The sequence below is a fragment of the Saccharothrix syringae genome (genome assembly GCF_009498035.1).
In the GTDB taxonomy this organism is placed as follows: Bacteria; Actinomycetota; Actinomycetes; order Mycobacteriales; family Pseudonocardiaceae; genus Actinosynnema; species Actinosynnema syringae.
Map to the genome: position 1 here is coordinate 10,843,473 of NZ_CP034550.1, position 26,616 is coordinate 10,870,088.

Genomic DNA, 26,616 nt, shown 5'->3' on the forward strand with positions numbered 1-26,616 from the left:
CCCCACCGGAGGACGGCGCGAGTCGAACCTTCCGGACCCTCGTGTCGAACCTCCGCGACCCCCGAGTTCTGCGTTCGGGTCCACCTTGGAGGGCCGCGGGCGTCCGGCTCGCGGGCCCGAGTGTGGAACTCGGGGGGTCTGGGCGTTCGACACGAGGGTGCTGGAGGTTCGACTCGCGGGTCGGGGTGGGTGGAGGGCCCGGCTGTCGCGCGGGCCCTCCTCCTGGGTCAGCCGCAGATGCGGCCCTTGTCCTTCTTCCAGGCGGCGACGACGGCCGGGCGCGGCTGGGTGGCGCCGCCGTCGGGCCAGTGGGAGAGGGGGTTGTCGGCCGAGGCGCCGTCGATCTCGCCCGGGTGCTGGACCGAGACCAGGACGAAGTCGTCCTCGACCACCGGGCCGCAGGTCTCCGCGCCCCTGGGCACGGTGAGGAACTGCTTGACCCGGCCCCGGTAGCGGCCCTCGACCGGGACGGCGAACAGGCCGTCGTTGGAGCCCAGGGCGTTGCCGTCGGTGGAGATCCACAGGTTGCCGCGGCTGTCGAACGCCACGTTGTCCGGGCACGAGATCGACGAGACCTGCGACTTGTCGTAGCCGCCGAAGTACGTGTCGGCCGTGTTGGGGTCGCCGCAGACCAGCAGCAGCCGCCACGAGAACGTGGTGGCGGTGTTGTCGCGGTGGTCCTCCAGCTCCAGCACGTGGCCGTGCCGGTTGTTCGGGCGCGGGTTGGGCTCGGTGGGGCCCTCCTTGCCCGCCTTGCCGCGGTCGGTGTTGTTGGTGAGCGCGGCGTACACGCGGCGGTTGCGCGGGTTCGGCTCGACGTCCTCGGGGCGGTCCATCTTCGTCGGGCTCACCGCGTCGGCGGCGAGGCGGGTGAAGACGTAGACCTCCTCGGCGGTGAAGCCGGGCACGAACGAGCGGTCGCCCGACGCCAGCGGGATCCACTCGCCGCGGCCGTCGAACTCGCCGTCGGCGGGGAGCCTGCCGGTGCCGTCGACCTCGGCGGCCGGACTGTCGCCGGTGAACTTCGCGACGTACAGGGTGCCCTTGTCGAGCAGCTTCTTGTTGTGCTCGCGGGCGTAGCGGCTGTTGCCCGGCTTGTACTTCTCGTCGGAGACGAACTTGTACATGTAGTCGAAGCGCTCGTCGTCGCCCATGTACGCGACCACGCGGCCGTCGCGGGCGATGATCACGTTCGCGCCCTCGTGCTTGAAGCGGCCGAGCGCGGTGTGCTTGACCGGCGTGGAGGTCGGGTCGAGCGGGTCGACCTCGACGACCCAGCCGAACCGGTTGACCTCGTTGGGCTCCCGGGCCACGTCGAAGCGCTCGTCGAACTTCTCCCAGCGCCGCTGGGAGGCGCCGCCGGACAGGCCGTAGCGGGACAGGCGCTGCTTGGCCGTCGCGTCGGTGACGGTGCCCGCGTTGGCGAAGTACTGGTTGAAGTTCTCCTCGCCGGACAGGATCGTGCCCCACGGGGTCACGCCGCCGGCGCAGTTGTTCATCGTGCCGAGCACGAGCGTGCCGGTCGGGTCGGCGGAGGTCTTGAGCAGGGCGGAGCCGGCGGCCGGGCCGGTGAGCCGGAACTCGGACTTCAGCGTGATGCGCCGGTTGTACTGGCGGTCGACCTTGGCCACGAGCCTGCCGCTGCGGCGGTCGCGCTCGACCAGCACGACCGACATGCCGTGCGCGGCCCACGCGATCTCGACCTGCTCGCGGGTGGTGGTGTCCGCGGTCCAGCCCTTGAACATGGCGGACTCGGTCGTGTACTCGTGGTTGCTCACCATGAGCCAGCGGTCGCCGTGGCCGAGCGGGACCAGGCCGCAGAAGTCGTTGTTGAAGCCGAACTGCTTCGCCTGCGCGGCCGCGGTCTGCCGGTCGAAGTCGAACGCGGGCGCGCCGGGCACCACCGGGTCGCCCCAGCGGATGACCACGCCCTGCTCGTAGCCGTCGGGGACGACGACGCGGTCCTCGGTGTTGGGGGTGACGGCGGTGAAGTTCAGGCCGTCCTTGCGCCGGCCGCCACCGAGGTCGACGTCGACGTCCACGTCGCGGTGGGGCGCCGCCGCGGCCGTGCCCGCGCCGACCAGGCCCGCGCCCGCACCCGCCACGGCCAGCACCGCGCCCGCCTTGAGCAGGCCGCGGCGGCGCACGACCTCGCCGACGACGTCACCGAAGTAGGTGTTGCCGGACGTGTTGGGCGCCTCGTGGGCGCACGCGTCGCCGCAGCGGAACTTGCAGGTGACCGCCGACCGCCCGAGGGGGTGGTTGGGCAGCAGGGGCAGCAGGCGCCGGCCCCGATCGGTGGATGAGGACACGCGGACCTCCGAGATCGCTCAGTGGGAACTGGGCGAACCTAGGAGCGCAAGTCCTCATCCAGCGGACTTCGAGGTGAACGGCGGGCGAACACCTCGTGGTACCACCGACCGGGACCGGCTGGTCACCGCACGTGTCACTCCCCGATGCGCCGCCCGGGCCGCCACACCGCGACCACCGACGGCCGGGGCTGGGAGTCCCCGCCGTCCGGCCAGTGCGACACGGGGTTGTCGGCCGACGCGCCGTCGACCTCGCCGGGGTGCTGCACGCACACCGTGACCACCCGCTCGCCGATCACCGGCCCGCACGTCTCCGCGCCGACCGGGACGGTGAGGAACGCCTTGAGGTGGCCGCGCTCGCGCCCGGACACCGGCACCGCGTACAGGCCGTCGTTGGCGCCCAGCGCGGCACCGGAGTCGCTGGCGATCCAGAGGTTGCCGTGCCGGTCGAACGCCACGTTGTCCGGGCTGGAGATCGGGGACACCCGCGACTTGTCGTAGCCCGCGAAGTACGTGTCGGGCGACGCCGGGTCGCCGCACACCAGCAGGAGGTCCCAGGAGAACGTCGACGACAGCGCGTCGCCGCCGCGCTCGGTCAGCTCCAGGACCTGGCCGTGCTTGTTCCCCACCCGCGGGTTCGGCTCGGTGGCGCCCTCCCTGCCCTCCTTGCCGCGGTCGACGTTGTTGCTCAGCGCGCAGTAGACGACGCCGGTGTGCGGGTGGGTCTGGATGTCCTCGGGGCGGTCCATCTTGGTCGCGCCGACCCGGTCGGCGGCGAGGCGGGTGAAGACGTAGACCTCCTCGGCGGTCATGCCGGGCACGAACGACCGCCCGCCGGACGCCAGCGGCACCCACTCGCCGCGGCCGTCGAAGCGGCCGTCGGACGGGAGCCTGCCGGAGCCGTCGATCTCCTCCGCCGGGCTGTCGCCGGTGAAGCGGGCCACGGAGAGGGTGCCCTCGTCGAGCAGGGTCATGTTGTGGCGGCGGGCGGACCGGCTGCTCCCCTGGCGCACCTTCTTGTCGGAGACGAACTTGTAGATGTACTCGAAGCGCTCGTCGTCACCCGAGTAGGCGACCACGCGGCCGTCGCGGGCGATGCGGACGTTGGCGCACTCGTGCTTGAAGCGGCCGAGCGCGGTGTGCTTGACCGGCGTGGAGGTCGGGTCGTGCGGGTCGACCTCGACGACCCAGCCGAACCGGTTGACCTCGTGGGGCTCGCGGGCGAGGTCGAAGCGCGGGTCGAACCGCTCCCACTTGCGCTCGGTGGCCGTCTTGGTGACGCCGTAGCGGGCCAGGCGGGGTTCGGCCGGGTCGGGGTTGGCGAAGTACTGGTTGAAGTTCTCCTCGCCGGACAGGATCGTGCCCCACGGGGTCACGCCGCCCGCGCAGTTGTTCAGCGTGCCGAGCACGAGCGTGCCGGTCGGGTCGGCGGTCGTCCTGAGCAGGGCGGACCCCGCGGCCGGGCCGGTGAGCCGGAACGGCGTGGTCGCGGTGATCCGGCGGTTGAGCGGGGAGAAGCGCGGGGTGAGCCGCCCGTCGCGCCCCTGCTCGACCCGCAGCACGGACAGGCCGTGCGCGGCCCAGGCGATCTCGACCTGCTCGCGGGTCGGGTGCTCCGGGTCGTAGCCGCGGAACATGAACGGCTCGCCGGTGTACTCGTGGTTGGTCACCAGCAGCTGCGCCCGGCCGGCGGGGTCGAGGGGCAGCAGGGCCGCGAAGTCGCAGTTGTAGCCGAACTGGCGGGCCTGCGCGGCGGCGGTCTGGTGGTCGAAGTCGAACGCCGGGGCGTCCGGGAACAGCGGGTCGCCCCACCGGATCACGACGGCCTGGTGGTAGCCCTCCGGGACGACGACCCGGTCCAGGGTGTTGGGCGCGACGGGGGTGAAGTCCAGGCCGGCGGTGACGGCGCCGTCGGCGGTGGGGGTTCCGGCGGGTTCGGCCGCGGCGGTGCCGGTGGCCGTCGCGGTGGCGGCGGCCGCGACGACGACACCCGCCCTGATGGCCGCGCGCCGGTTGACCAGTTCACCGAAGTAGGGGTTGGCCGAGGTGTTGGGCACCTCGTGGAAGCACGCGTCACCGCAGCGGTAGCGGCAGGTGACGCGTGCTCGACCGGCGGGGTGGTTGGGCAGCAGGGGTAAGGGCCTCACTCGAACGCCTCCTGCGGTCTCGATTGGCGATCAACCGACCGTAGTTCAACGCTCACCCTTTGTTAACCGGCGATTTCCTCGCCGACCAGCACCGCGGTCGCGGGCACCGCGTGCGAGCGGGAGCGCCCGACGGCCAGCAGGACCGCGGCCAGCACGCAGGCGATCGCGGCGACCACGAACGGCTGCGGCAGGTGGCCGACGAACGTCGCGGCGAGGGCGCCGCCGAGCCAGCGCAGGAAGTTGTAGCCCGCGCTCGCCACCGGGCGCGGCGCCGGGCTGACGCTCATCGCGGTGCTGGTGAACAGGGTGTTGAGCAGGCCGGAGACGACGCCGGAGACGATCACCGCGACGACCAGCAGCGGCTTGCTCGGCACGGCCATGACCAGCATCAGGACCGCGTAGCCGAGCACCGCGACCACGGTGGTCCGGCGGTCGCCGAAGCGGTCGGCCAGGCGCGGCGCGAGCCAGACGCTGGAGACCGCGACGCACACGCCCCAGCCGAAGAAGACCAGGCCGATCCGCACCGCGCCCCAGCCGAGCACGAACGGCGACCAGGCCAGGACGGCGAAGAACGCGGCCGTGTAGAGGGCGGAGCCCAGGGCGGTGCGCAGCAGGCCGGGGTGGCGCAGCGCGCGCAGCGGGTCGAGCAGGCGGACGCTGTGCGCCGGCTTGTCGTTGGCCAGGAAGACCGAGCAGAGCACGAAGGCGACGGCCATCAGCGCGGCGGTGCCCAGGAACGGGCCGCGCCAGGAGAAGCTGCCGAGCAGGGCGCCCAGCAGCGGGCCGACGCTCAGGCCGAGCCCGAGGGCGGCCTCGTAGAGCAGGATCGCGCCCTTCTGGCCGCCGGTGGCCGCGCCGACGATGACGCTCAGGGCGGTGGCGATGAAGAAGGCGTTGCCCAGGCCCCAGACGGCGCGCAGGCCGACGAGCTGGCCGATGCTTCCGGCCAGCGCGCACAGCAGCGTGGCCACGACGATCAGGGCGAGGCCGCCGACCAGGGTGCGCTTGGCGCCGAAGCGGGCCGAGGCGACGCCGGTGAACAGCATGGCCACGACCTGGACGCCCAGGTAGGAGGAGAACAGCAGGGTGACCTGCGACGGTGTGGCGTGCAGGCCCTCCGCGATGGACAGCAGGATGGGGTCGACCAGGCCGATGCCCATGAACGCGATGACCGCGGCGAAGGCCGTGACCCACACCTGACGGGGTTGGTCGGAGAATTTCACTTAGCTACCCTAACATTATTTGCTTAGCGTAGCGAAGTAAGTGCGCTCACACTACGGTCCGTGGGGTGGATGCAGTGGTGTTCGACCTCGACGGCGTGCTGGTGGACTCCGAGACGATGTGGGACGAGGTGCGCCAAGCCTTCGCCGCCGCGCACGGCGGCACCTGGACGCCCGCCGCGACCAGGGCGATGCAGGGCATGAGCACCCCCGAGTGGGCGGCCTACCTGGTGCGGGAGGTGGGCGTCCGGCTGTCGCCGGAGGACGCGGCGGCGGGCGTGATCGCCGAGATGGACCGCCGCTACGCCGAGGGGCCGCCGGTGCTGCCCGACGCGGTGCGGGTGGTCCGCGCGGTGGCCGACCGGTGGCCGGTGGCCATCGCCAGCTCGTCGCCGCCGGTGCTGATCCGGTCGTTCCTGCGCGCGACGGACCTGGCCGGGGTGGTGCCGGTGGCGATCTCCAGCGAGGAGGCGGGCGCGGGCAAGCCCGCGCCGGACGTGTACCTGCTGGCCGCGTCCCGGCTGGGGGTGGCGGCGGACCGGTGCGCCGCGGTGGAGGACTCGACCAACGGGCTGCGCTCGGCCCTCGCGGCGGGGATGGCGGTGTACGCGGTGCCGAACCCGCACTTCCCGCCGGACCCGGCGGTGCTGGCGGAGGTCACCGTGCTGCCCGGGCTGGCCGACCTGCCGACCGCGCTGTCGGCGGCCCACCGGGGCACCGCCTAGCGTCTGCGGTCATGGGACGACGGGTTGCGGTGGTCACCGGGGCGGCGCGGGGGATCGGGCGCCAGGTGGCCGAGGTGCTGCGCGGTGACGGGTTCGAGGTGGTCGGGTTCGACCTGCGGGAGACGCCCGGCGGGGTGGTGGGCGACGTGTCGTCGCCCGCGGACGTGGCGCGGGTCGCCGAGGCGGTCGCGGACGGGGTCGACGTGCTGGTCAACAACGCCGGCATCTCGGCCATCGGGGCGTTCGAGGACACCTCCCTGGAGCAGTGGCAGCGGGTGCTGGCGGTCAACCTGACCGGGCCCTTCCTGCTCACGCGGGCACTCGGGCGGCTGATGCTGGCGCGCGGCGGCGGGTCGGTGGTCAACATCGCCTCCGTCGCGGGGCTCCGGGGCGTGGCGGACCGGGCCGCGTACAACACCACCAAGCACGGGCTGATCGGGATGACGCGGACGCTCGCCGTCGAGTGGGGCGGGCGCGGGGTGCGGGTCAACGCGGTGTGCCCGGGGTGGGTCAAGACCGAGATGGACGTGGCCGACCAGGCGGGCGGGCACTACTCCGACGACGACATCACCGAGCACGTCCCCATGGGGCGGTTCGCCTCGCCGGACGACATCGCGCAGGCGGTGGCGTTCCTCGCCGACCCGGCGCGCAGCGGGTTCGTCAACGGGGTCGCCCTGCCGGTGGACGGCGGGTGGACCGCGGACGGGTCGTGGCGCTCGCTCCGGCTGGGCAAGCGGTGAGCCGGGTGAGAAGCGTCACAGGGATGTCCTGACGGGCCGCCGACCGCGTCTTCACCTGGCGAACGGGCGATCGAGGTCCAGGGGGACGGGTGGGCACGGGGGATCGGCGGGGGATCGCGGTCCTGGTGGCGCTGACGACGGCGGTCGCGCCGGTCGGGTGCTCGTCGAGCGGGTCGCGGAAGCCGAAGGGCGGGTCGACGACGGCCAAGTCGACCACGAAGAAGGGCACGACCACCGAGAAGGCCCCCGACGGGGAGTGCGACGACCTCGTGGTCACCACCGAGGGCGCCGCGCCGGGCGGCCTGCGGCTCGTGCTCACCAACGCGGGCACCGGGCCCTGCACGATCGGCGGCTTCCCCGGCGTGCGCCTCGACGGCGCCGACGGCGCCACCCGGGAGGCCCGGCGGGAGGGCGGGCCTCCCGAGGTGGTCGAGCTCCGGGCCGGCGGCCGGGCCGTGGCGGCGCTGACCTTCGCGCCCGGGGGCTGGGAGGTGCGGTCACTGGTGGTCGCGCCGCCCGGCGACGACGCGAGCCCGGCGCTGCCGTGGCCGGGCGGCCCGGTCGCGGAGGCGGGCGGGGTCACCGTCGGCCCGCTGACCGCGGGCTGACGCGGGTGGTGGCCCCACCGGGGTGGGGCCACCGGTTCAGCGCTCGACGTCGCCGCGGATGAACGCCTCCACCGCGTCGCGGGCCTCCGAGTCGGAGTACTGCTCCGGCGGGGACTTCATGAAGTAGGAGGACGCCGACAGGATCGGGCCGCCGATCCCCCGGTCCAGGGCGATCTTCGCCGCGCGCACCGCGTCGATGATGATGCCCGCGGAGTTGGGCGAGTCCCAGACCTCCAGCTTGTACTCCAGGTTCAGCGGCACGTCGCCGAACGCCCGGCCCTCCAGCCGCACGTAGGCCCACTTGCGGTCGTCGAGCCACGCCACGTAGTCCGACGGGCCGATGTGGACGTTGCGCTTGCCCAGGTCGCGGTCGACCTGGGAGGTCACGGCCTGCGTCTTGGAGACCTTCTTGGACTCCAGCCGCTCCAGTTCCTTCATGTTCAGGAAGTCCATGTTGCCGCCCACGTTGAGCTGCATGGTGCGGTCGAGCTGGACGCCCCGGTCCTCGAACAGCTTGGCCAGCACGCGGTGGGTGATGGTGGCGCCCACCTGCGACTTGATGTCGTCGCCGACGATCGGCACGCCGGCCGCGCGGAACTTCTCCGCCCACTCCGGGTCGGAGGCGATGAACACCGGCAGCGCGTTGACGAACGCCACGCCCGCGTCGATGGCGGCCTGCGCGTAGAAGCGGTCGGCCGCCTCCGAGCCCACCGGCAGGTACGAGACGAGCACGTCGGCCCCTGCGTCGCGCAGCGCCTGCGCCACGTCCACCGGCTGCTCGTCGGACTCCTCGATGGTCTCCCGGTAGAACCGGCCCAGGCCGTCGAGGGTGTGACCGCGCTGCACGGTCACGCCGAGCGGCGGCACGTCGGCGATCTTGATCGTGTTGTTCTCGCTGGCGCCGATGGCCTCGGACAGGTCGGTGCCGACCTTCTTGGCGTCGACGTCGAAAGCGGCCACGAACTCGATGTCGCGCACGTGGTAGTCGCCGAACTGGACGTGCATCAGACCGGGCACCCGCGTGGCCGGGTCGGCATCGCGGTAGTAGTGGACACCCTGCACCAGCGACGCCGCGCAGTTGCCGACCCCGACAATGGCCACTCGAACGGTGCGGCGGTTGTCGCCCATGCCGAGTCCTCCTTCTCGTTCTGCTTGAGTCATTCGTCCCGCTCGCGCTGTTCGGCCTGCTCGTGGGCGATCAGCTCGTTCAACCACCGCACCTCGCGCTCGGTGCTCTCCAGCCCGAGCCGGTGCAGCTCCCGGGTGTACCGGTCGATCCGCTCACCGGTCGCCGATAACGAGGCGCGCAGCCCCTCCCGGCGCTCCTCGACCCGCCTGCGGCGGCCTTCGAGGATGCGCATCCTCACGTCGGCGGGCGTGCGGGAGAAGAACGCCAGGTGGACGCCGAACGAGTCGTCGTCCCAGGTCTGTGGGCCGGCGTCGGCCAGCAGTTCGGCGAACCTCTCCTTGCCCTCCGCGGTGAGCTTGTAGACCTTGCGGGCCCGGCGCCCCCAGCGAGCCGAGTCCTCCTGGGGCACTTCCTCGACGATGAGCCCACCGCGTTGCAACTTGCGCAGCGTGGGGTACAGCGTCCCGTAGGAGAACGCGCGGAACGCCCCCAGCAGCTCGATCAAGCGCTTGCGCAGCTCGTAGCCGTGCATGGGCGCTTCGTGCAGCAGACCGAGGATCGCGAACTCCAGCACTTCAGCACCTCCGCTCGGTGAGCGCCGATGGGTGGACCCACTATATCGGTGCGATACATCCCGCCGCGCTCCGAGAGTGTCGCGTGGCCCACAGTCCGCCACGATCGGCGGGCACTGCCCCGAACAGCCCATCGAAGGGGTTGGGCCGCCACGTACTCTGGTCGGGTGCTGACCCAACGCCAGGTCGTGGACTACGCCCTGCAGCGCCGTGCGCTGCTGGCGGAGGTCTACGCGGGTCGAGTGGGCACGATGGAGGTGTGCGACGCCGGCCCGTACCTGCTGCGAGCTGCGAAGTTCCACGGCCAACCGAGCGACGTGACCTGCCCGGTGTGCCGCAGGGAACCCCTCACCCACGTGTCCTGGGTCTACGGCGACGAGCTCAAGCACGCGGCCGGGTCCGCGCGCACCGCCGAGGAGCTGACGCGCATGGCGACCCTCTTCGAGGAGTTCACCGTGTACGTAGTCGAGGTTTGCCGGACATGCAGTTGGAACCACCTGGTGCAGTCATACGTCCTGGGAACGCGCGGCCTGGACAGCCACAAGCCGCGCAGGAGGACCGCGGCGGAGTGAACCAGCCCCGCCCGCGGGCGCCGTTCCACCCGGGAACGACGGCGTACGACCACCGAACCGCGTGCGTCCGCACGCCGGTCTGGGAGGCCATTTCGTGAACGACCAGCACGACGAGAGGCATCGCGGCGGGGAGCCGCAGTGGCCGACCGGTGAGGACCCGGACGGCGGCGCGCACCCCGGCCGCCGCGGTGCCGGTGACCAGCCGGAGCGCCCGAGCACCCCGCCCGGCGGTTTCGCCCGCACCCCCGCGGACGGACCCGGCCCGAGACACGGCACGCCACCCGGCGGGACCCCCCGCCCGCCCACCGGCACCCCGCCGGGCGGCACCCCGCGCGGGGGCCCGCAGCCACCGCCGCGCCGCCCCAACGGCCCCGGTGGTGCCGGCGCCCAGGGCGGCTTCGGCGGTCCGAACGGTCCCGGCGGCCAGAGCGGTCCCAACGTCCCGGGCGGCCCGAACGTCCCGGGTGGCCAGGGCGGCTTCGGTGGTCCCGGCGGTCGCCCCGGCGCGCCGGACGGCCGCGCGGCCGCGGGCAGCGTGCCCGGCGGCCCGCCCCAGCGCCCGAACACGCCCCCCGGCGGCGTCCGCCGCCCCGGCGGCCCGGGCGGTCCCGTGCCGCCGCCCGGCGGCCGTCCCCCCGCGGGCGGTCCCGGCGGTCCCCGCCGACCCGGCGGCCCCGGCCCGGAGCGCCGCCCCGGCGAGGAGCCGACGGACCTGCTGCCGCCGGTGCACCAGAGCACGCCCCGCGAGCCCGAGCTGCTCACGCACCGCGAGGACGAGGTCGAGCTCGAACCGTTCTACGAGGACGACGAGTACGACTACGAGCTGACCGAGGAGGAGGCCCGTGCCGTGCGCCGGAAGAAGATCTGGCGCCGCGTCCGCCGGACCAGCTACATCACCCTCGGCCTGATGCTGCTCGCCCCGGTCGTCGCCTTCGCCATCGCCTACCAGGTGGTGGAGGTGCCCAACCCGGACGAGGTGGCCAACGACCAGGCGAAGACCATCACGATCCTGTACGCCGACGGCAGCGAGATGGCCAAGATCACGCCCAAGGGCGAGAACCGGACCATGGTCAAGTACGAGGACCTGCCGGACTCGATCAAGAAGGCCGTCTTCGCCGCCGAGGACCCGACGTTCGAGACCAACGTCGGCTTCGACATGCGGGCCATCGCCCGCGCCGCGTGGTACCAGGCGACCGGCCGCGACTCCGGCGGCTCGGGCCTGACCCAGCAGTACGTGAAGAAGGCGACCGACAAGGACGCCGGGACGCTGACCCGGAAGTTCAACGAGATGGTCGCGGCCTACAAGATGTCGAAGCAGCAGGACAAGGACGACATCCTCACCGCGTACCTGAACACCATCTACTTCGGTCGCGGCGCGTACGGCATCAAGACCGCGGCCAAGGCGTACTTCGACATCGACGACCTCAAGCAGGTCACGCCGTCGCAGGCGGCACTGCTCGCGGGCATGATCCAGAACCCGGGCCGCTCCGAGGAGCCCGCGTACACCCAGGAGCGCTGGGAGTACGTGATGGGCCAGCTGCTCCGCTTCAACTGGATCGACCAGGCGTACAAGGACGCCGAGCAGTTCCCCGCCATGGCCCCGCTGCAGGAGGAGTCCGACCTCTCCCCGACCCGCTTCCACATCAAGCAGCAGGTGCTGCGGGAGATGGAGAAGATGGAGTGGGGCATGGAGAAGGCGCAGACCCTCGGCGTCACCGTGCACACCACCATCGACCCGAAGATGCAGCAGGCGGCCGAGGACGCCGTGGCCGAGGTGATGCAGGGCCAGCGCGAGGAGCTGCGGACCTCGATGTCGGCCATCGACCCGGCCACCGGCGCGGTCAAGGCGTACTGGGGCGGCAACACCACCGGCCTGGACTACCAGACCGGCACGCTGCAGGAACCCGGCTCGTCGTTCAAGCCGTTCGACTTCGTCGCGGCGCTGAAGGAGGGCCAGGGCGCGGGTGAGGTCTACGACGGCAGCTCGCCGCGCGAGTTCCCCGGCCGCGGCAAGGACAACCCGGTGCGCAACTCGCCGGGCGTGGCCTGCGCCGTGCCCAAGCAGTGCAGCGTCCGCGAGGCCATGGTCAAGTCGGTCAACACCGTCTTCTTCGACATGGCCATCAAGCTCGGCACCGGCAAGGTCGCCCAGGCCGCCTTCGACGCGGGCATCCCGCCGGTGGTGGAGGTCAACGGCGAGCAGAAGAAGCTGCTGGTCTCCGAGACCGAGGGCGCGCCGGACGGCAACATCTCCATCGGTGGTGGCCAGACCCTGGTCCGGCCGTTCGACATCACCTCGGCGTACGCGACGTTCGCCGCGCGGGGCGTCTACCACGAGCCGTTCTTCATCGCCAAGATCACCGACGGGTCCGGCGCCGCGGTCGCCACGCACATCGACAACACCCGGTCGGCGTTCGACCCGGACCCGAAGAAGAGCCAGGACATCGCGGACAACGTCACCGACGTGCTCAAGGCCATCCCGACGTCCAGCAAGATCCCGTGCGCGGACCGCGAGTGCGCCGGCAAGACCGGTACGCACGAGCTCCACGGCACGGTGAAGAACGCCAAGGCGTGGATGGCCGGCTACACGCCGACCCTCGCCGCCGCGGTGTGGCTGGGCACGGACTCCGGCAACCAGCCGCTGCTGACCCCGACGGGCGGGGACATCTACGGCTCGGGCGTGCCCGGTCAGATCTGGAAGAGGTTCATGGACCGGGCGCTCGCGGGCACGCCGGCGGAGAAGTTCCCGAAGCCGAACCCCATCGGCAGGCTGGACCCGCCCAAGCCCACGACCACCGCTCCGCCCACCACGACCACGGACAAGCAGGACGAGGACCGGGACCGCGACCGGAACAACACCACGACCACGCAGGCCCCGCCGACCACGACCACGCAGGCCCCGCCGACCCGGCCGACCCGGCCGTGCGGCATCGTGGGCTGCCCGAGCACGACGAGCACGACCGACGAGCCCGACCCCGAGCCGAACCGCAACGGCGCACCGCCGGTCGGCGGCTAGCCGCGCCACCGCGTTGAGGAGGGCCCGACGCCCAGGCGTCGGGCCCTCTCGCGTTCCCGGAAGCGGTGGACCTCACAACCACCGTCCGCCGGTGCCCGTAGCATCGCTGCCCGTGGCCAGCCCTTCGCAGCACACGCAGGCGAACGCCGACGACACCGACTCCCTCGGTCCCGAGGAGCGGGTCAATCCGACGTGGACCGAGCCGCTCGTCCGCGGGGCGAGCCGGGTCCTCGGCGGGCCGGTCGGCAGGCACGCCCAGGTCGGGCGGCAGTGGTTCTGGACGCCGCTGCGGGTGGTGCTGCTGTTCGCGGTCGTGACGCTGGCGCTGGCGTGGTTCCAGAAGTCGCCGTGCATCCAGCAGTACGTCGACGACAACGGCGTGGTGCAGCTGGACTGGCGGGGCAGCAGGCAGTTCGTCGCCATGTGCTACTCCGACACCGTGCCGCTCTACACGGCCGAGCGGTTGGACAAGCCGGGCACCTTCCCCTACCGGACCTCGTGGGTCGACGACGAGGGCAAGCCGACCGCGCACGTCCGGTACATGGAGTACCCGGTGCTGACCGGCATGTTCATGCTGCTCAACGCCCGGATGGCGCAGGGCTGGTCGGTGATCGCGGAGTCGGGCTGGCTGCCGAACCCGATGACCGTGATCGTGTACTTCGACATCACCGCGATCTGGCTGGCGCTGGCGTGGCTGGTGACCGCGTACGCGGTGGCGCAGCTGGCCAGGCGGCGGCCGTACGACGCGGTGCTGGTGGCGGTGTCGCCGCTGGTGGTGGTGCACGCGTTCACCAACTTCGACACGCTCGCCACGGCGTTCGCCACGGCAGCGATGCTGGCGTGGGCGCGCAGGCGGCCGGTACTGGCGGGCGTGCTGCTGGGGCTGGGCGGCGCGGCGAAGCTGTACCCGCTGTTCCTGCTGGGACCGCTGCTGCTGCTGTGCCTGCGGTCGGCCCGGCTGCGGGCGTTCCTCACCACGCTGGCCGCGACGCTGGTCACGTGGGCGGCGGTGAACGCGCCGATCGCGCTGAACTACCCGGCGGGCTGGCGGGAGTTCTTCCGGCTCAACACCGAGCGCGGCGTGGACCCGGACTCGCTGTACAACGTGGTCGCGCAGTGGACCGGGTGGCGGGGCTTCGACCCGGGGCTGACCCAGGGCCAGGTGCCGGAGGTGCTGAACACGGTCAGCGCGGTGCTGTTCCTGGTGTGCTGCGCGGCCGTCGGGTACGTGGCCCTGTCGGCGCCGCGGCGGCCGCGGTTCGCGCAGCTGGGGTTCCTGGTGGTGGCGGCCTTCCTGCTGACGAACAAGGTGTGGAGCCCGCAGTACTCGCTGTGGCTGGTGCCGCTGGCCGTGCTCGCGCTGCCGCGCTGGCGGCCGCTGCTGGCGTGGATGGCGGTGGACGCGCTGGTGTGGGTGCCGCGGATGTTCTTCTACCTGGGGCCGGAGAACAAGGGGCTGCCGATCGACTGGTTCCTGGGCGCGGTGGTGGTGCGCGACGTCGCGGTGCTGGTGCTGTGCGCGATGGTGGTGCGGGAGATCTACCGGCCGGAGCGGGACCTGGTGCGGCTGGCCGGGGACGACGACCCGACCGGCGGCTTCTTCGACGGGGCGCCGGACCGGTTCGTGCTGCGCCGGGGCGCGCGGCGGGAGCCGGAGCCGGTGGCCGCCGGGGTGGGGTGAGGGCGGCGGGTTGCCGGGTCGTGGTGGGCCGCTGAGCAGGGCGGGGCCGAGCGCCACCCCGGTCCGACTCGGGCCGGGGTCGGACCGCGCCGCCCCCGTCAGTCGGCGTCGGGCGCGGGCTGGGCGGGCGTGGGCTGGGCGGGCGCGGGCGCGGCCTGGGCCGGTGCGGTGCGGGCGGGGGCGCGGCGGGTGAGCCGGCGGTCGGCGAAGGTCACCCGGGACCGCAGGAACACCAGGAACAGCGCCACCAGCAGGGCCGCGCGGCCCCACACCCCGATCACCACGGCCTGCGCCGAGAACCCGTCGTAGATGCCCGACGGCTGGCCGAACTCGATGGCGTAGTACCAGCGGAAGATGCCGACGCCCATCGCCAGGTCCGCCACGAAGTAGGCCGCCACCCAGCCCCAGTTCACCCGCAGCAGCACGAACATCGGCACCAGCCACAGCGTGTACTGCGGCGAGTGCACCTTGTGCAGCAGCAGGAACCCGCACAGCATGGCCGCCGACACCGGCACCCACGGGTAGGTGCCCTCGCTGCGGTAGCGCCGCCAGCCGAGCCAGCAGGCCAGCGCGAACGAGGCCAGGATGCCGACCGGCGACAGCACCGACACCACCGACTGCATGGTCGCGTCGGGCATGAACGGCCGCATCGACCAGTACCAGATCGAGTTGGTGGTGATGTCGACCCGCCGCAGGCCCTGGAACTCGAACGACGCCTTCCAGCCCTCCGGCCCGGCCACCGCGAACGGCAGGTTGATCACCACGACGGTGAGCACCGACGCGAGCGCCACCCGCGCCGCGCCCACCAGGTCGAACCGCCTGCCCGCCGGCAGCTCCCGGCCGCCCGGACCGCCGGTCAGCACGTACAGGCACAGCGGCAGCACGAAGATCGCCGGGTAGATCTTGAACGCGAACCCGATGCCGAGCAGCACCGACGCGACCACCGCGCGGTCGACCAGCGGCCGCTCGCGCCTGCCCCAGCCGCGGTGCACCGCGTACACCGCGGCCACGGCGAAGAACACGACCGGCAGGTCCCAGTTGTGGAAGGCGTAGAGCACCACGGGCGGTCCGAGCGCCCAGATCAGCGCCCGCCACCGGCTGAGCTTGCCCAGCAGCCAGCCCGTGGCCAGGCCGAACGGCGCCATCAGCAGCGCCGAGAACAGCAGGAACGCCGCGTCGGTGTGCGCGAAGAACGCGCCCATCCAGATCAGCAGGCCGGTGAGCACCGGGTACTCGACCACGCCGCCGACCAGCACGCCCTTGCTGTTGATGCTGCCGTGCACGTACGGGAACACGTGCCGGTCGACGTCGCGCCCGATCCACAGGTGCTGGATGTCGGAGTAGCAGACCTCGGCCTTGTTGCGCTGCTCGTAGTCCGGCGCGCTGCGGCCCCACTGGTCGAACTCCGGGCCGGTGCAGCGGTCCTTGTTGAGGAAGCCGACGAACAGCGTCGCACCGCACAGGAGGACGACGGCCGCGAGCGCGGCCCGGCCGAACCGCGGGAACCGCGTCCCGGTCCCGGCGCGCCCGGCCGCGGCCGCCACCTCCCGCGTGGTGCTCATCGGGCCAGGTGCTCGCGGAGGAAGGCGATGTCGGCGGCCTGCCCCTCGTCGGGGGTCTCGACCACCACGGGCGCGCCGGCGGCGGCGACCACCGCCACGAGCTGGTCGGGGTCGATGGTGCCGGAGGCGATGTTGGCGTGCCGGTCGCGGGCGGAGCCGAACGGGTCGCGCGAGCTGTTGAGGTGCACCAGGTCGATCCGGCCGGTGATGGCCCGGACCCGGTCGACGATGCCGACCAGGTCCTCGCCGGAGGCGAACGCGTGGCAGGTGTCCAGGCAGAACCCGGCGCCGAACTCGCCGACCGCGTCCCACAGCCGGGCCAGCATGTCGAAGGTGCGGGCCATGGCGTTGTCGCCGCCCGCGGTGTTCTCGATCAGGACCGGGGTGGCGAACCCGCCCTTCTCGGCCTGCCGCTCGAACATCTTGCGCCAGTTGGCCACGCCCTCCAGCGGGTCGTCGCCGCCGGTGACGTGGCCGCCGTGCACGACCAGCCCCTTGGCGCCGACCTTGGCGGCGGCCTCGGCGTGCTGGAGCACGAGCTTGCGGGACGGGATGCGGATCTTGTTGTTCAGCGAGGCCACGTTCGCCACGTAGGGCGCGTGGACGAAGACGTCCAGGTCGGAGCCCAGCAGGTCGTCGGCCCGGGGGTGCGCCGCGGGCGCCTTCCACCCCTGGGGGTCGGCCAGGAAGAACTGGACGACCTCGGCACCCCGCTCGGCGGCGGCGCCGAGCGGGTCGTCGTCGCGGACGTGGGCCCCGATGCGCATAACTGTGCAGGGTAGTCGGGACCTGCAACGCCACGAGCGCCGCCGGCGATGTGGAATTGGTGGGCCGGAGGGGGTGGTTCGCGTCACCATCAGGACCTACGCTCGTTACTTGCAAGTAGGAAACGGTGTGCGGCACGTCAGGAGGCCAGACATGCGGACCCGGCTCACCCGGCTGCTGGGCGCGGCCGCCGCAGTGGTCGCGGTCGGCACGACGGGCCTGGCCACCGGGTCCGGGACGGCCGCCGCCGCGGCGCCCGTGGTCGTGGGCACCTGCGCGGCCACCGTGCGGGGCGAGCCCGGCACGCCGCTGGCGCTGGGCACCGGCGCGGTGCTCGACCCGCTGGTCAACCTGGTCCGGGCGGTGCCGCTGCTGGGCCCGCCGCTGGCCGAGCCGTTCAAGCAGGCGTTCGCCGCGCTGCCGCCCATCCCGATCGGCTCGATCCCGGTCGGTGGGGGCGTCATCACCGGCGGCGAGATCGCGAACCGGGTCAACGCGGAGCTGGTCAAGCTGCCGCTGCTCGGCCCGGTCATCACCACGCTCACCGGTTCCGTGCAGGCCGAGCTGGCCAAGGTGTGCTCGGTCACCGTGCAGGCGGTCAACAACGTCGCCACCACGGTCCAGGACGGGTCCAAGGCGCTCGCGGACGCCTCGCAGCAGGCCGTGGGCCAGGTCGTGCCGACCCTGCCCGGCGCCAAGCCCGCCCCCACCCCCGCCCCCGGCACGCCGCCGCAGACCGGCCGGCCGGGCGGCGGCGTCCCCGGCACCGGCGACCCGGGCACCGCGCCCGGCAGGCAGAGCCCGTTCACCCCGGTCGGCGGCGTCGGCGCGCTCGACCTGCCGCTGTACGGGGCGAACCCGTGGGGCGGCAACTTCGGCCGCGTGCCGCTGTTCAACTACGGCTCCCTGCCGTTCGCCGTGCCCGGCCGGTACGCGCCCTCCCCCGGTGTGCGCTACGGCGGCGGCGTGAGCGGCTACCGGCCCGGCTACGAGCTGCCCACCACCGGTGACGTGGACGGCGTGCAGACCGCCGGGCACGCGCAGGCGCTGCCGGGCGTCGGCCGGATGGGCGGCGGGGTGGCGGCCCCGGTGCTGCTGGCGGTGCTGATGCTGGCCTGCGTCACGGGCGCGCTCGTGCGGACCTGGGTGCTGCGCCGAGCGGTGGCCTGAGCCGCCCCGGCGCCCTTGTTGGCCCCTGCCCGGCCCCGCCCGGGACTGGCAGCGTGGCCCGGGTCGGCATCTCCGCGACCCCCGGAGGACCCCCGTTGACCAGACGAGCACCCGCCGCGCTGTCCGCCCTCACCCTCGCCGCCGCCCTGACCTGGGCGGGGACCGCCACCGCGGCCGCCGGGACCGCGCCGCTCGACCCCGACACGCCGGTCTCCGCCGACGGCCGCACCGGCCCGCGGGTCCGGGACACCCCGCCGTCGGCCTCCGGCATCCAGGGCTCGGGGCGCGGCATCCAGGGCTCGGGGCGCCACAGCGCGGGTTTCGCGGGCACCGGCGACCTCGCCGACGCCGCCGGCGTCCGACCGGTCACCGGCACCGGGCCGCGCACCACGGCCCCCGACGACCTCTCCGCCCGGTCGATCATCCCGCCGGACGAGCGCGTCCAGGTCACCGACACCACGGCCTACCCCGCGCGGGCCACCGTCTACTTCACCTACACCAAGCCGGGCGGCGCGACGAGCTGGTGCACCGGCTGGCTGTACGCGGCCAACGCGGTCGCCACCGCGGGCCACTGCGTGCACTCCGGCGGCAGCGGCGGGGCGTGGAACACCGGCTTCACCGTCTACCCGGGCCGCAACGGCGCGTCGTCGCCGTACGGCAGCTGCGGGGTGAGCAGCACCTTCAGCGTCGTCGGCTGGACCCAGAACGCGAACCCCGAGTACGACTACGCGGGCTTCAAGCTCGGCTGCACGATCGGCAACACCACCGGGTGGTACGGCATGAGCTGGACCACGGCGTCGCTGGACGGCACCGCGGTCGGCAGCGCCGGCTACCCGCAGGACAGGGCGAGCGCCACCCAGTGGTCCACCACCAGCACCGTCAGCGCCTCCTACGAGCGCCAGCTCGCCTACCACCTGGACACCGTCGGCGGCCAGAGCGGTTCGGTGGTGCACACCTCCGGGTGCGGGACGTACTGCGGGGTGGCCGTGCACGCGTACGGCCACGGGGACCACAACCGGGGCACCCGGATCACCGAGGCGGTGTTCGCCAACTACGCGGACTGGAAGCTCTGAGCGGCGCCGGCGGGCCCGCGGGGGACACCTCCGGGGGCCTGTTACCCTGGACGGGTTGCTGACGCGACGACCCTCCTGCCACGGAGAGCCCGTGGCCGCCGAGTCCACAGGAGGTGAGTGGTCTACATGCGTCATTACGAAGTGATGGTCATCCTCGACCCCAGTCTCGACGAGCGCACGATCGCGCCGTCCCTCGACACGTTCCTCAACGTCATCCGCACGTCGGGCGGCAACGTGGAGAAGGTCGACGTCTGGGGCAAGCGCCGGTTGAGCTTCGAGATCAACAAGCAGGCCGAGGGCATCTACGCCGTGCTCGACCTGACCTCGACGCCCGAGGCGGTCAAGGAGCTGGACCGCCAGCTCGGCCTCCAGGAGACGGTGCTGCGGACCAAGGTCCTGCGCCGCGAGCCCGCCAAGGCTGCCAAGGCCACCGCCAAGGCCACCGCCAAGGCTTAGGAGCTCCCCGGACCATGGCAGGCGAGACGACGATCACGGTGGTCGGGAACCTGACCGCCGACCCCGAACTGCGCTTCACCCAGTCCGGTGCCGCGGTGGCGAGCTTCACGGTCGCCTCCACGCCCCGGACCTTCGACCGCCAGAGCGGCGAGTGGAAGGACGGCGAGGCGCTGTTCCTGCGGTGCAACGTGTGGCGGCAGGTCGCGGAGAACGTGGCCGAGTCGCTCACCCGCGGTTCGCGCGTGCTGGTGACCGGGCGGCTTCGGCAGCGTTCCTTCGAGACGAAGGAAGGCGAGAAGCGCACGGTCATCGAGCTGGAGGTCGACGAGATCGGCCCCTCCCTGCGCTACGCGACCGCGAAGGTCAACAAGGTGAGCCGGGGTGACGGCGGCGGCGGCTTCGGCGGCGGCCCGTCCCGCGGCGGCAGCGGCGGCGGCGCACCGGCCGACGACCCGTGGGGCTCCGCGCCCCCGGCCGGCTCCGGTGGCTTCGCCGACGAGCCCCCCTTCTAGACCGGCACCGGACCACTCCCACTCTTCACGCGTCACCCAGGAGTTCACACATGGCCAAGCCGCCTGTGCGCAAGCCCAAGAAGAAGGTCTGCGCGTTCTGCAAGGACCGCAACGCCAACCTGATCGACTACAAGGACACCACCCTGCTCCGGAAGTACATCTCGGACCGGGGCAAGATCCGCGCCCGCCGGGTCACCGGCAACTGCAGCCAGCACCAGCGCGACGTCGCGGTCGCCGTCAAGAACGCCCGCGAGATGGCGCTGCTGCCCTACACCTCGACCGCTCGCTGAGAAGGGGGACGGCACAGTGAAGCTCATCCTCACCGCTGACGTGACCGGCCTCGGCGGCCCCGGCGACATCGTCGAGGTCAAGGACGGCTACGGCCGCAACTACCTGCTGCCCCGCGGCCTGGCGATCCTCGCCACCAAGGGCGCGGCCAAGCAGGTCGAGGTCATCCGCCGGGCCCAGGAGACGCGCCGCGTGCGCGACCTGGACCACGCCAAGGAGCTCAAGGCGTCCCTGGAGGGCCTGGGCGCCGTCACGCTGAAGGCGAAGGCCGCGTCCGGCTCGAAGAAGCTGTTCGGCTCGGTCACCTCGGCCGACGTCGTGTCGGCCGTGCGCGCCGCCGGCGGCCCCGTGCTGGACAAGCGGTCCGTCGAGCTGTCGGGCCACATCAAGACCGTGGGCAAGCACTCGGTGAACGTCCGGCTCCACCCGGAGGTCACCGTCTCGCTGCCCGTCGAGGTCTCCGCGGCGGGCTGACCCGCGCACCTCGCACGCGAGAGGGCGCCGTTCGACCGGACACCCGGTCGGGCGGCGCCTTCCCGCGTCCGGCTGTGGACAACTCCCCCGACACCCCGTCCGCGACACGCCGAAGGAGCCGTTTCGCGCGACACGCCGACGGTGTGACGCAGGACTTTTCCACAAAGTTATCCACAGCCTCTGAGCTGCTGAAACTTCTGTCACGAACCGAGTTGTACCCAAGTTGTCCACAGGTTTCCCCAGCCCTGTGGTCAGGTCGGCGCGACCATCCCCAGGCTGTCCACCCGGTTGTCCACAGGTGCGTTTGCCTGCGCCATCCGGGGGGCTCTAGCGTCGCGGAATCCCTGGCGTGGTGCCCGGAAATTGTCGGTCCCACGGGGTAGAACATCCTGCACGGCACAGATTGGGGTGAGTGCGCGGTGGCGCTGGTGGACGACCGGGGGATGGCCGAGCCCGGCTTCGAACGACAGCCGCCGCAGGACCTCGCCGCCGAGCAGTCGGTGCTGGGCGGCATGCTGCTGAGCAAGGACGCGATCGCGGACGTGGTCGAGGTCCTGGCGCCCAACGACTTCTACCGCCCGGCGCACCAGGCGGTGTACGACTGCATCCTCGACCTCTACGGCCGGGGCGAGCCCGCCGACCCGATCACGGTGTCCGCGGAGCTGGAGCGGCGGGGCGAGCTGCTGCGCGTCGGCGGCGCGCCGTACCTGCACACCCTCATCGCCACCGTCCCCACCGCGGCGAACGCCTCCTACTACGCCGAGATCGTGGCGGAGAAGGCCGTGCTGCGGCGCCTGGTGGAGGCGGGCACCCGGATCGTGCAGCTGGGCTACAACGGCGCCGAGGGCGCCGACGTGGACGAGGTCGTCGACCGCGCCCAGGCGGCGATCTACGAGGTGACCGAGCGCCGCACCACCGAGGACTACGTGGCGCTGGAGGACCTGCTCCAGCCGACCATGGACGAGATCGACGCGATCGCCTCGCGCGGCGGGCAGTCGCTCGGCATCCCCACGGGCTTCGCCGACCTCGACGAGCTGACCAACGGCCTGCACCCCGGCCAGATGATCATCGTCGCGGCCCGCCCCGGCGTGGGCAAGGCGCTGGCGCTCGACACCCCGCTGCCCACGCCCACCGGGTGGACGACCATGGGCGAGGTGGCCGTGGGCGACCGGCTGCTCGACGCGGGCGGCAGGCCGACGACCGTGGTGGCGGCGACCGGGGTGATGCGCGGCAGGCCGTGCTACGAGGTCGAGTTCTCCGACGGCTCGGTGCTGGTGGCCGACGCCGAGCACCAGTGGGCGACCGTGACCTCCCGGGGGGCGGCCGGCGTGCGCACCACGCGCGAGGTCGCCGCCACCCTGCGCCGGGGGACGGCCCCCGACCACGCGGTGACCAACGCCGCGCCGCTCGACCTGCCGGTGGCGGACCTGCCGCTCGGCCCGTACACCCTGGGCTCGTGGCTGGGCGACGGGCACCCCGCCACCACCGAGCCCGAGGTGGTCTGGCACGTCGAGGCCGAGGGCCACGAGCCGCGCGGCGGTGCGGTCCCGGGCGTCCTCCGGGACCTCGGCGTGCTCGACGACCGGCACATCCCCGCCGACTACCTCCGCGCGTCCGCCGAGCAGCGGCGGGCGCTGCTGGCCGGGCTGCTCGACACCGGCGGCACCGTCACCGACGACGGCTCCGTGCGGTTCGCGGTCGCCGACGCGCGCCTGGCCGAGGACGTCCGCGAGCTGGTCGTGAGCCTGGGCCACCACTGCTCGACCGCCACCGAGCGGGCCGGGGACGGCTCCCGCACCGCGCACGTGCTCACCTTCGGCACCGAGGACGACGTGTTCCGCCTGGAGCACAAGCGGCTGCTGCACAAGGAGCGGCGCGGCGCCCGGACCGGCTCGCGGTTCATCGTCGACGTGCGGCCGGTCCCGAGCGTGCCGGTGCGCTGCGTGGAGGTCGACAACGCCGACCACCTCTACCTCGCCGGCCGGTCGATGATCCCGACCCACAACTCCACCCTGGGCCTGGACTTCGCCCGCTCCTGCTCGGTCAAGCACGGCCTGACCAGCGCGATCTTCTCGCTGGAGATGTCGCGCACGGAGATCGTGATGCGCATGCTCTCCGCCGAGGCCCGCATCCGGCTCGGCGACATGCGCAGCGGCCGGATGAGCGACGACGACTGGACCCGGCTGGCCCGGCGGATGAGCGAGATCAGCGAGGCGCCGCTGTTCGTCGACGACTCGCCGAACCTGACCATGATGGAGATCCGGGCCAAGGCGCGCCGGCTCAAGCAGCGCCACGACCTGCGGCTGCTGGTGGTGGACTACCTCCAGCTGATGTCGTCGGGCAAGCGCAGCGAGTCGCGGCAGCAGGAGGTCTCGGAGTTCTCCCGGAACCTGAAGCTGATCGCGAAGGAGCTGGAGATCCCGGTGATCGCGATCAGCCAGCTGAACCGCGGTCCGGAGCAGCGCACCGACAAGCGGCCGCAGCTGTCCGACCTGCGCGAGTCCGGCTCGCTGGAGCAGGACGCGGACATGGTGATCCTGATCAACCGCCCGGACGCGTGGGAGCGGGACGACCCGCGGGCGGGCGAGGCCGACCTGATCCTGGCCAAGCACCGCGCCGGCCCCACGGCGACCATCACCGTGGCCCACCAGCTGCACTACAGCCGCTTCGCCGACCTGGCCCAGGGCTGAGCGCGCGGGGCTTGACCGGCGGCTGAGCACGGGGCTTGACCGGCGTCGCGGGCGGCGGGCGGTGTCCTGGGCGGTGCCGAGTGGCCGCCGCGGTGCCGAGTGGCCGCCGCGGTGCCGCGCGGCTGCTGCGGTGCCGGGCGGCCGCCGCGGTGCCGAGCGGTTCTCCGGGCGGTGCCGCGCGGCCGCCGCGGTTCCCGAGCGGTGCCCCGGGTGCTGCCGCACCGGCTGCCGCGGGTGGTGGGACGTCCGCGGGTCGTCACCGGCGCGGACCCGCACCGGAAGTGGGAGGAGGCGGCCCGCCCCCCTGTCCAGCCCCCCTGGTCTTGCCGGGCCGCCTCGATGACGAGTGTGCTCCGCCGAGCCTGCAAACCCTTTGCGGAGTTCTGCAATCCCCTGGTCAGAGCCCTGCGGACAAGTGCGCGCCGCGGTTTCGGCGCCGGGGCCCGGAGCTTACGATCAAGGGATGCCACCCGACGCGGCGCGGCGGAGCGACCGTTCGAGGCGGGCGATCCTCGCGGCCGCGCTGGAGTTGGTCGAGGCGCTCGGGTACTCCCGGTTGACCATTGAAGCAGTCGCGGGGCACGCGCGGGTGGGCAAGCAGACCATCTACCGGTGGTGGCCGTCGAAGGGGCCGCTGCTGTTCGAGGCGTTCGTGGAGCTCGGGCCGGCGCAGCGGGACCCCGTGCACACCGGTGACCTGGTCGTCGACCTGAAGGCGGAGCTGCGGGCCGCGGTGGAGGAGCTGGGCGAGCGGCGGTTCGACCAGGTGTGCCGGGCGCTGCTGCACGAGTCGCGCACGGACCTGGTCACGCTGATGCTGACGCCGCGCCGGGTTGGCGTCGAGGGGCTGTTGCAGGTCGCGCGGCGGTCGGGCGGGTTGCGGCCGGACGTGGACGTCGCGGTGGCGGCCGAGCTGCTGCTCGGGCCGGTGTACCAGCGGTGGCTGCTGCGGACCGCGCCGCTGACCGCGGGGTACGCCGACGCGGTGGTCGACCTGGTGCTGCCGGCGCTGCGCTCCCGGTAGGGTGCGCCGGTGGCCGAGTACGCCGTGGTCGACGTGGAGACGACGGGGTTCGCCGCGCGCGGCTCCGACCGCGTCGTGGAGGTGGCGGTCGTGCAGCTCGACCCGGGCGGCCGGATCACCGGCGAGTGGTGCACGCTGGTCAACCCCGGGCGGGACCTCGGGCCGCAGCACGTGCACCGCATCCGGGCGGCCGACGCGCGGCGGGCGCCGTCGTTCGCGGCGGTGGCGGGCGCGCTGGCGGACCGGCTGGCCGGCCGGGTGGTCGTCGCGCACAACCTCGCGTTCGACGCGCGCTTCCTGTCCGCCGAGTTCCACCGCGCCGGGGTGCCGGTCGAGGTCACCGGCCTGTGCACGATGCGGCTGGCGGACCGGTTCCTGCCGCACCGGACCGCGCGCTCGCTCGCCGCCTGCTGCGCGGCGGCCGGGGTGGTCCTGGACTCGGCGCACTCCGCGCTGCACGACGCCCGCGCCACGGCCCGGTTGTTCGGCCACTACCTGCGGTCGGGGGAGCTGACCGGGACGCCGTTCCCGGCGCTCGGGCTCCCGGCCGGTGCGGTCGAGGTGCGGCGCGGGGTCGCGGGGGCGGTGCGGCGCACCGAGGCGGTGCCGCTGGCGCGGGGTGACGTGGTGGTGTTCACCGGGCAGATGAGCGCGCCGCGCGAGGTGTGGGTGGACCGGGCGTGCGGGGCGGGGCTGGTGAGCCAGGGGTACGTGACCCGGTCGACGCGGGTGGTGGTCGCGGCCGACCCGGACACGCTGTCGGGCAAGGCCCGGCGGGCGCGGGCCTACCGGGTGCCGATCGTGTCGGAGGACGACTTCGCGGGGATGCTGGCCCGGCTCGACGCGGCTCCGGGAGCGCCGGTGCCCTCGGTGACCCCGGTGCCCTCGGTGACCCAGGATCACCGGACCGGGTGGCGCCGGGGCTGTTGAAAACCCCGCGTCCCGCCGGGAGGCTCGTTCCCGACAGGACCTGCGGCGGCGGAGGGTCCCATGGGTGCGGTGCGGACCACGGAGTCCCGAGCGGTGTGGGACGAGTTCGTGTCGGGCTTGCCGGTCGGGTTGGCGCTGCTGGACGAGCACGGCTCGGTGCTCGCGGCGAACCCGCCCGCGCGGCCCCTGCTCGACGATGGCCACGGCGACGGCCACGACGACTCCGGCGCGCCGCTGCCCAGCCGGGCGGAACTGGCGGCGCAGGCACTGCGGACCGGCGCGCCGCTGGTGGTGCCCGTGGTGCTGCCGCGGGCGCGGGTGTGGGCCGAGTACCACCCGGTGAACGGGCGGGTGCTGGTGCTGCTGCGACCGGTGCGGTCGGACGCCCCGCACAGCTCCGGGTTCGTCGACGCGCTGACCGGCCTGCCCAACCGCGCGCTGCTGCTGGACCGGCTGGACCAGGCGCTGGTGCGGGCCCGGACGCACGGCACCCTGGCGACGCTGGTGCTGGTGGACGTGCGGGGGATGGCGGCGGTGAACGCGGCGCACGGGTTCGAGCGGGGTGACGGGCTGCTGGCGGTGCTGGCCGGGCGGCTGCGGCGCGGGTTGCGCGCGGACCACACGGTCGCCCGGTACGGCGGTGGCTCGTTCGCGGTGGTGGCCGAGCACCCGGGCGGTACCGGTGAGGCGGTGGCGGCGCGGGTGCGCGAGCTGGCCGGGCGGGCGGTGAGCCTGGGCGGGACGCCCGTGCGGCCGGGGGTGCGGGTGTGCTGGGTGACCGGTGACGGGGACGTGCCGGTGCCCGAGGTGGTCGCGGAGGCGGAGCGGCGCCTGCGGCGCTGAGGTGACGCGCGGTGGGCGCCGGCCGGCGGCGGCGAAGCGCGACACGCGGCCGGGCCCCCGGCACCGAAGTGCCGGGGGCCCGGTTGGGGGGTGTGCAGCTCAGGTGTGAC

Annotated in this window: 23 protein-coding genes; 16 read left to right on the forward strand and 7 right to left on the reverse strand. The window is 73.3% G+C overall.

Annotation, left to right across the window (positions count from 1 at the left end):
• Positions 1 to 227 precede the first annotated feature (227 nt).
• The 3 genes from EKG83_RS46305 to EKG83_RS46315 all read right to left on the reverse strand — a co-directional run bounded on the left by EKG83_RS46305 (position 228) and on the right by EKG83_RS46315 (position 5,679).
• Positions 228 to 2,312 (reverse strand): PhoX family protein, encoded by a 2,085-nt coding sequence (locus EKG83_RS46305; protein ID WP_033428239.1) that lies wholly within the window; start codon positions 2,310 to 2,312, stop codon positions 228 to 230.
• 134 nt (positions 2,313 to 2,446) lie between these two features.
• Positions 2,447 to 4,456, reverse strand: a complete 2,010-nt coding sequence (locus EKG83_RS46310; RefSeq protein ID WP_033428238.1) for a PhoX family protein — start codon at positions 4,454 to 4,456, stop codon at positions 2,447 to 2,449.
• A gap of 62 nt (positions 4,457 to 4,518) precedes the next feature.
• Complete coding sequence (locus tag EKG83_RS46315) at positions 4,519 to 5,679, reverse strand: MFS transporter (protein ID WP_033428237.1); 1,161 nt, start codon at positions 5,677 to 5,679, stop codon at positions 4,519 to 4,521.
• 65 nt (positions 5,680 to 5,744) lie between these two features.
• On the opposite strand from EKG83_RS46315, the gene EKG83_RS46320 reads away from it, so the two are divergent.
• The 3 genes from EKG83_RS46320 (at position 5,745) to EKG83_RS46330 (ending at position 7,749) form a co-directional block, all read left to right on the forward strand.
• Positions 5,745 to 6,401: an HAD family hydrolase gene (locus EKG83_RS46320; protein WP_033428236.1), complete on the forward strand. Its 657-nt coding sequence runs from the start codon at positions 5,745 to 5,747 to the stop codon at positions 6,399 to 6,401.
• Positions 6,402 to 6,412: 11 nt separating this feature from the next.
• Entirely contained in the window at positions 6,413 to 7,141 is a 729-nt protein-coding gene (locus EKG83_RS46325) for an SDR family NAD(P)-dependent oxidoreductase (RefSeq protein WP_033428235.1), read from the forward strand.
• Between the two features lie 89 nt (positions 7,142 to 7,230).
• Positions 7,231 to 7,749 carry a DUF4232 domain-containing protein gene (locus EKG83_RS46330; RefSeq protein WP_033428234.1) on the forward strand — a complete coding sequence of 173 codons (519 nt, stop codon included), beginning with the start codon at positions 7,231 to 7,233 and terminating at the stop codon, positions 7,747 to 7,749.
• 36 nt (positions 7,750 to 7,785) lie between these two features.
• Here EKG83_RS46330 and EKG83_RS46335 read toward each other — a convergent pair whose 3' ends face one another.
• Positions 7,786 to 8,877: an inositol-3-phosphate synthase gene (locus tag EKG83_RS46335; RefSeq protein WP_033428233.1), complete on the reverse strand. Its 1,092-nt coding sequence runs from the start codon at positions 8,875 to 8,877 to the stop codon at positions 7,786 to 7,788.
• 29 nt (positions 8,878 to 8,906) lie between these two features.
• Positions 8,907 to 9,452 carry a PadR family transcriptional regulator gene (locus EKG83_RS46340; protein ID WP_033428232.1) on the reverse strand — a complete coding sequence of 182 codons (546 nt, stop codon included), beginning with the start codon at positions 9,450 to 9,452 and terminating at the stop codon, positions 8,907 to 8,909.
• 165 nt (positions 9,453 to 9,617) lie between these two features.
• On the opposite strand from EKG83_RS46340, the gene EKG83_RS46345 reads away from it, so the two are divergent.
• The 3 genes from EKG83_RS46345 (at position 9,618) to EKG83_RS46355 (ending at position 14,719) form a co-directional block, all read left to right on the forward strand.
• Positions 9,618 to 10,022 (forward strand): DUF5318 domain-containing protein, encoded by a 405-nt coding sequence (locus tag EKG83_RS46345; protein ID WP_170191764.1) that lies wholly within the window; start codon positions 9,618 to 9,620, stop codon positions 10,020 to 10,022.
• Positions 10,023 to 10,116: 94 nt separating this feature from the next.
• A complete protein-coding gene (locus EKG83_RS46350) occupies positions 10,117 to 13,038 on the forward strand; it encodes a transglycosylase domain-containing protein (protein WP_228122456.1) in 2,922 nt (973 codons plus the stop codon).
• A 112-nt stretch (positions 13,039 to 13,150) separates the two neighbouring features.
• Complete coding sequence (locus EKG83_RS46355; protein ID WP_033428231.1) at positions 13,151 to 14,719, forward strand: glycosyltransferase family 87 protein; 1,569 nt, start codon at positions 13,151 to 13,153, stop codon at positions 14,717 to 14,719.
• A gap of 98 nt (positions 14,720 to 14,817) precedes the next feature.
• On the opposite strand, the gene EKG83_RS46360 is transcribed toward EKG83_RS46355, so the two are convergent.
• Positions 14,818 to 16,281, reverse strand: a complete 1,464-nt coding sequence (locus EKG83_RS46360) for a glycosyltransferase family 87 protein (RefSeq protein ID WP_051764584.1) — start codon at positions 16,279 to 16,281, stop codon at positions 14,818 to 14,820.
• Complete coding sequence (locus EKG83_RS46365) at positions 16,278 to 17,048, reverse strand: deoxyribonuclease IV (protein WP_033428230.1); 771 nt, start codon at positions 17,046 to 17,048, stop codon at positions 16,278 to 16,280. Before EKG83_RS46365 ends, EKG83_RS46360 begins: the two co-directional genes overlap by 4 nt.
• Positions 17,049 to 17,199: 151 nt before the next feature.
• Between EKG83_RS46365 and EKG83_RS46370 the strand changes: the two genes are divergently transcribed.
• The 10 genes from EKG83_RS46370 to EKG83_RS46415 all read left to right on the forward strand — a co-directional run bounded on the left by EKG83_RS46370 (position 17,200) and on the right by EKG83_RS46415 (position 26,506).
• On the forward strand, positions 17,200 to 18,216 hold the full coding sequence (locus EKG83_RS46370; RefSeq protein WP_033428229.1) for a hypothetical protein: 1,017 nt from the start codon (positions 17,200 to 17,202) through the stop codon (positions 18,214 to 18,216).
• A 95-nt stretch (positions 18,217 to 18,311) separates the two neighbouring features.
• Entirely contained in the window at positions 18,312 to 19,289 is a 978-nt protein-coding gene (locus tag EKG83_RS46375) for a trypsin-like serine peptidase (protein WP_051764582.1), read from the forward strand.
• A 126-nt stretch (positions 19,290 to 19,415) separates the two neighbouring features.
• On the forward strand, positions 19,416 to 19,745 hold the full coding sequence (gene rpsF, locus EKG83_RS46380; protein ID WP_084716066.1) for a 30S ribosomal protein S6: 330 nt from the start codon (positions 19,416 to 19,418) through the stop codon (positions 19,743 to 19,745).
• A gap of 14 nt (positions 19,746 to 19,759) precedes the next feature.
• Positions 19,760 to 20,257 carry a single-stranded DNA-binding protein gene (locus EKG83_RS46385; RefSeq protein WP_033428227.1) on the forward strand — a complete coding sequence of 166 codons (498 nt, stop codon included), beginning with the start codon at positions 19,760 to 19,762 and terminating at the stop codon, positions 20,255 to 20,257.
• A gap of 50 nt (positions 20,258 to 20,307) precedes the next feature.
• Positions 20,308 to 20,547, forward strand: coding sequence for a 30S ribosomal protein S18 (rpsR, locus tag EKG83_RS46390; protein ID WP_033428226.1), 240 nt, complete (start codon positions 20,308 to 20,310; stop codon positions 20,545 to 20,547).
• A gap of 16 nt (positions 20,548 to 20,563) precedes the next feature.
• Positions 20,564 to 21,019, forward strand: a complete 456-nt coding sequence (rplI, locus tag EKG83_RS46395) for a 50S ribosomal protein L9 (protein ID WP_033428225.1) — start codon at positions 20,564 to 20,566, stop codon at positions 21,017 to 21,019.
• 419 nt (positions 21,020 to 21,438) lie between these two features.
• Complete coding sequence (gene dnaB / locus EKG83_RS46400) at positions 21,439 to 23,709, forward strand: replicative DNA helicase (RefSeq protein WP_033428224.1); 2,271 nt, start codon at positions 21,439 to 21,441, stop codon at positions 23,707 to 23,709.
• 463 nt (positions 23,710 to 24,172) lie between these two features.
• Positions 24,173 to 24,733, forward strand: a complete 561-nt coding sequence (locus EKG83_RS46405; protein ID WP_033428223.1) for a TetR/AcrR family transcriptional regulator — start codon at positions 24,173 to 24,175, stop codon at positions 24,731 to 24,733.
• Positions 24,734 to 24,742: 9 nt separating this feature from the next.
• The gene (locus tag EKG83_RS46410) at positions 24,743 to 25,663 is read left to right on the forward strand and encodes an exonuclease domain-containing protein (protein WP_051764581.1); all 921 of its coding nucleotides are present in this window, start codon (positions 24,743 to 24,745) and stop codon (positions 25,661 to 25,663) included.
• A gap of 60 nt (positions 25,664 to 25,723) precedes the next feature.
• Complete coding sequence (locus tag EKG83_RS46415) at positions 25,724 to 26,506, forward strand: GGDEF domain-containing protein (protein ID WP_033428222.1); 783 nt, start codon at positions 25,724 to 25,726, stop codon at positions 26,504 to 26,506.
• Positions 26,507 to 26,616: the final 110 nt, after the last annotated feature.

Coding starts and splice junctions, on each gene's coding strand:
- EKG83_RS46325 (WP_033428235.1), top strand. CDS start 6,413: ATGGGACGACGGGTTGCGGTGGTCACCGGGGCGGCGCGGGGGATCGGG.
- EKG83_RS46335 (WP_033428233.1), bottom strand. CDS start 8,877: ATGGGCGACAACCGCCGCACCGTTCGAGTGGCCATTGTCGGGGTCGGC.
- EKG83_RS46360 (WP_051764584.1), bottom strand. CDS start 16,281: ATGAGCACCACGCGGGAGGTGGCGGCCGCGGCCGGGCGCGCCGGGACC.
- EKG83_RS46365 (WP_033428230.1), bottom strand. CDS start 17,048: ATGCGCATCGGGGCCCACGTCCGCGACGACGACCCGCTCGGCGCCGCC.
- EKG83_RS46370 (WP_033428229.1), top strand. CDS start 17,200: ATGCGGACCCGGCTCACCCGGCTGCTGGGCGCGGCCGCCGCAGTGGTC.
- rpsF (WP_084716066.1), top strand. CDS start 19,416: ATGCGTCATTACGAAGTGATGGTCATCCTCGACCCCAGTCTCGACGAG.
- EKG83_RS46385 (WP_033428227.1), top strand. CDS start 19,760: ATGGCAGGCGAGACGACGATCACGGTGGTCGGGAACCTGACCGCCGAC.
- rpsR (WP_033428226.1), top strand. CDS start 20,308: ATGGCCAAGCCGCCTGTGCGCAAGCCCAAGAAGAAGGTCTGCGCGTTC.
- EKG83_RS46405 (WP_033428223.1), top strand. CDS start 24,173: ATGCCACCCGACGCGGCGCGGCGGAGCGACCGTTCGAGGCGGGCGATC.
- EKG83_RS46415 (WP_033428222.1), top strand. CDS start 25,724: ATGGGTGCGGTGCGGACCACGGAGTCCCGAGCGGTGTGGGACGAGTTC.